Genomic DNA, 3,739 nt, shown 5'->3' with positions numbered 1-3,739 from the left:
CCGCGCCTTGGCGAGGTCGGCGAAGCGCCGCGCCGCCGCATGCCGCTCGGCCAGCGGCAGCGCCGCCCAGGCGGCGAAACCCTGGCGCGCCCGCGCCAGAGCGTCGTCCAGTTCGCCCGGCGCGCTGGCGGGCCCGCGCCAGACGACTTCGCCGGTGCAGGGGTCGGTAGAGACGATCTCAGAACTCGACATGGCGAACCCGATCTCCCGTCTCAACCTGCAGCGCCTGGGCCAGTTCCGGGCCGATCCGCAGCATCTCGCCGCGCAACTCGGCCCGCCCGCGCGAGGCGCGGAAGCCCTCCCCCGCGCCGTGGCAGGCCAGCACCTCGATCCCCGCCTCGCAGGGGCCGACCTCGACCTCTGAGACGCGGCTGTCGCGCACCGCCTTCAGCCCGTCGATTTCCGCCGTCATGGTCGGGCCGGCGTCGAAGATGTCGATGCAGCCGTCGAACCTGAAGCCTTCCTCGACCAGCAGGGCGTGCGCCCGCGCCCCGTCCGGGTGGAACCGTCCCACCGCCTCCACCGCATCCGGCGGCAACAGGTTGAGATAGATCGGATATTTCGGCCCCAGGTCGGCGATCACCTGCTTGCCGGGGCCGACGCTGATCCGGTCGGCCTCCTTGAACTCCAGGCCGTAGAACTTGCGGCCCACCGCCTCCCAGAACGGGCAGCGCCCGTCCGCGTCCTGATAGCCGCGCAGCTCCGAAACCACCCGCTCTGCGAACCAGTCGCGGTGCTCGGCCATGAACAGATAGCGCGAGCGCGCCATCAGCCGTCCGGCCGCCAGCCCGCGCAGACCCGGCCGCACGAACAGCCCGCCGACCTCGGCCGAGCCGTCATAGTCGTTCACCGGGGTCAGGATGGTGTTCTCCACCACCTTGCCCAGCGCCTGCGAGGTCTGGCGCAACCGCCCGATCCGATAGGAATAGAATGGCCAGTCGCCGCCCACGCTCGGGAAGATGCAGGCCGTGCCGACCACCTCGCCGGCCGCCTCCATGACCAGCAGGATCTGGGCGCCGGCCTTGCGCGCGCCGTTCAGGGCCGCGGCGCTGCCCGCCAGCAGCGCGCCCAGCCGTTCGCGGCAAGGCGGCAGGTTGGTCATGCCCAGCCCCGCGCCGGCGGCCAGGGCGTGCAGCGCCTCCAGGTCGCTCCCGGCGGCCGGACGGATGACGACGCCGGCGTTTATCATGTCACCCTCCGCAGAAATGATCGAAGTCTGGAGCCTTTATTGTGCTAGGGATTTCTCCGAATGGGCGGCGGAAGACCCAGCCGCCGCCCGCAGAACCTGCGGCGAGGTTGCGGCATGGACGGATATCCTGCTCTCGATCGGATCGACCTGAAGATCCTGGCCGCGCTCCAGGCCGACGGGCGCATCACCAACCAGGCCCTGGCCGATCGGGTCGCGCTCTCGCCCAGCGCGTGCCTGGCCCGCATGCGCCGCCTGGAGCGCGACGGCTTCATCCAGGGCTACCATGCCCGCCTGGACATCGAGCGCATCCGCCCGACGCTCACCGTCTATGGCGAGGTCACGCTCAAGAGCCATCGCCCCGCCGAACTGCTGGCCTTCGAGGCCGCGCTCGCCGCCATTCCCGAGGTGGTCGAGGCCGCCCAGGTCTCCGGCCCCTTCGACTATCTCATCAAGGCCGTCTGCCCCGACGTGCGCGCCTGGGGCGAACTGGCCGACCGCCTGTTGCGGGAAGACCTGGGCGTCGACAAGATCGCCTCGCACATCCTGATGAAGGACGCCAAGCCCTTCCGCGGCGCGCCGGTCAGCGCGCCCGTCAGCGCATTCTGAGCGCCCCACCCCGACGCTGAGGCGGCGCGACCTTGACCATGCCGTTGCCTTCCGCCCGCGATCGCCGCAATCTCCGCCGCCCGAGGGCGAGATGATTGCAGAGTTCCAGCGCGGCCTGGCCCGCACAACGCGCTTTTCCGGCCGCGAGGCGCCGGCCGCCTTCTGGCCCTACGCCTTCGTGGTGCTGATCCTGGCCCTCCTGGCCATCGGCGCGTGCCTGGCCCTGCTCGCCCGCCTCGAATCGGGTCCGGACTTCGCGGGCCTCTCCCTGTGGCTGGGGATCGCCGCCGTCCTGGTGGTCGCCCTGCTGGCGGCCGCGGTCACCCGCCGCCTGCACGACCTGGACGAGACCGGCCTCTGGGGCCTGATGCCCCTGCCGTTCCTGGCCATCGACATCGTCGGCTTTCCGCGCGCCCTCAGCTATTTCGCACAACAGATCGCCGATCCCTGGCTGTTCGCCGGGCTGTTCGCCAACAACATCCTCTACCTGGCCACCCTCGGCGCCCTGCTGGCCATGCTCTCGCGTGACGGCGTCCCGGGCCCCAATCGCCACGGCCCGGTTCCGGGCCTATGGGACTTCAGCCCCACCGCTTAAGCCCCCAGCGCTGCTCGACGTCATCCCGAGCACACCTCCAAACGCAGGACAGGCGCCGCACCCGCGGGGGTGCGGCGCCTGGAGCGGGCCACCGGCGGCTGTTGGGAGCCGCCGAGAGCTGGGGGCTTGCGTCCGCCCGCCTAAGTATTGCGCAAATAAAAATCAGGAAATCAATGCTTCAATTTCCTGAACTGCAGGAATTTTGCAAATGTAAAATCTTGTAAAATCTAGGAATTATTCAAGCCACATCTGCATTTCCCGCCTCACCCCATGCGGTGCATGGCGCACAGCTTGTTGCCGTCCGGGTCGCGCAGATAGGCCAGATAGAGCTTGCCGACCCCGCCCTCGCGCACGCCCGGCGGGTCCTCGATGCTGACCCCGCCGGCCGCCACGCCGGCCGCGTGCCAGGCGTCGGCCTTGTCCGTCGAGTCGCAGGCGAAGCCGATGGTGCCGCCATTGGCGCAGGTGGCCGGCTCGCCGTCGATCGGCAGCGACACGGCGAACACCCCGGTCGGGCTCATATAGAACACGCGATGACCGTCGACGAAGCCCGGCCCGACCCCCAGCGTGCCCAGCAGCTGGTCGTAGAACGCCTTGGCCCGCGGCAGGTCGTTGGTCCCGATCATCACATGTGAAAACATCTGGCGTTCCTCTTGTCCTTGCGGCCGACGATCCGGCCGAAGGCGAACGCTAACACCTCGCCCGCCATCGCGGGAAGCCGTACCGCGGGGTCAGCCGACCCGCAGCCGCACCGGGTCCAGCGGCGTGAGCATCTGATAGTGGTCGCCCAGCCACTGGATGCCGTCCATGGCCAGCGCCGCCGGGATGGTCAGCCCCCCGTCCTCGTCCTTCTGCGCGGCGGCGAGGTCGAGCTTGGCCACCACCGTCCGCCGCCCATGGTCGTCCACGCTCAAGGTCCCGCCCTGCGGCCCGATCTCGGCCTCCAGCCCGGTCAACCGCACCGACAGCATCCCGCCATGCGCCTCGAAACGCACCTCGCCCTCGAAGGCGCCGCGCCCGCTCGGCGCCCCGCCGGCGTCCAGCGCCAGCCCATCGCCCGCCGCGGCCGGAAACACGAACGCGCCGTCCGCGGCCTGCTCGGCCCCCTCGCCGACCGCGGTCGTCCCCCCGCTCATGGCGACATAGTTGCGAAAGCTCTGCTTCACGCCCCACTCCAGCGCGCGCACCTGCATGGCCATCCTCCCGATTTCCTCCGCTACCCTGGCTCTAGAATCCGGGCTCGCCCAAGTCGATGGGGGATTTCCCTTCCAGCGAAGAGTATAGCCTATGGCGATCAGGTCTCCTTTTTCCTCCCCTGCTTTAGCGGGGGAGGGGGACCATGCGAAGCA

The 3,739-nt window shown here is 69.8% G+C and carries 6 protein-coding genes; 2 read left to right on the top strand and 4 right to left on the bottom strand.

The window, feature by feature from the left end; all coding sequences use genetic code 11:
- Together ACE3TL_RS14300 and ACE3TL_RS14295 are read right to left on the bottom strand one after the other, a co-directional pair.
- On the bottom strand, nucleotides 1-192 hold a 192-nt coding region (locus ACE3TL_RS14300), incomplete at its 3' end, for an aldehyde dehydrogenase family protein (protein WP_374579352.1).
- Entirely contained in the window at nucleotides 179-1,189 is a 1,011-nt protein-coding gene (locus tag ACE3TL_RS14295; RefSeq protein WP_374579351.1) for an arginine N-succinyltransferase, read from the bottom strand. The genes ACE3TL_RS14300 and ACE3TL_RS14295, both read right to left, overlap by 14 nt.
- Nucleotides 1,190-1,303: 114 nt before the next feature.
- Between ACE3TL_RS14295 and ACE3TL_RS14290 the strand changes: the two genes are divergently transcribed.
- Both ACE3TL_RS14290 and ACE3TL_RS14285 read left to right on the top strand, forming a co-directional pair.
- A complete protein-coding gene (locus ACE3TL_RS14290) occupies nucleotides 1,304-1,795 on the top strand; it encodes an Lrp/AsnC family transcriptional regulator (RefSeq protein WP_374579350.1) in 492 nt (163 codons plus the stop codon).
- A gap of 91 nt (nucleotides 1,796-1,886) precedes the next feature.
- Nucleotides 1,887-2,390, top strand: coding sequence for a DUF805 domain-containing protein (locus ACE3TL_RS14285; protein ID WP_374579349.1), 504 nt, complete (start codon nucleotides 1,887-1,889; stop codon nucleotides 2,388-2,390).
- A gap of 263 nt (nucleotides 2,391-2,653) precedes the next feature.
- Here ACE3TL_RS14285 and ACE3TL_RS14280 read toward each other — a convergent pair whose 3' ends face one another.
- Nucleotides 2,654-3,031 carry a VOC family protein gene (locus tag ACE3TL_RS14280; protein WP_374579348.1) on the bottom strand — a complete coding sequence of 126 codons (378 nt, stop codon included), beginning with the start codon at nucleotides 3,029-3,031 and terminating at the stop codon, nucleotides 2,654-2,656.
- A 90-nt stretch (nucleotides 3,032-3,121) separates the two neighbouring features.
- Complete coding sequence (locus ACE3TL_RS14275) at nucleotides 3,122-3,583, bottom strand: HtaA domain-containing protein (protein ID WP_374579347.1); 462 nt, start codon at nucleotides 3,581-3,583, stop codon at nucleotides 3,122-3,124.
- Between the last annotated feature and the right edge of the window lie 156 nt (nucleotides 3,584-3,739).

Origin of the sequence: Phenylobacterium sp. (assembly GCF_041920015.1) — a bacterium.
GTDB lineage: Bacteria > Pseudomonadota > Alphaproteobacteria > Caulobacterales > Caulobacteraceae > Phenylobacterium.
This window is presented reverse-complemented; position numbering and strand designations above follow the sequence as displayed.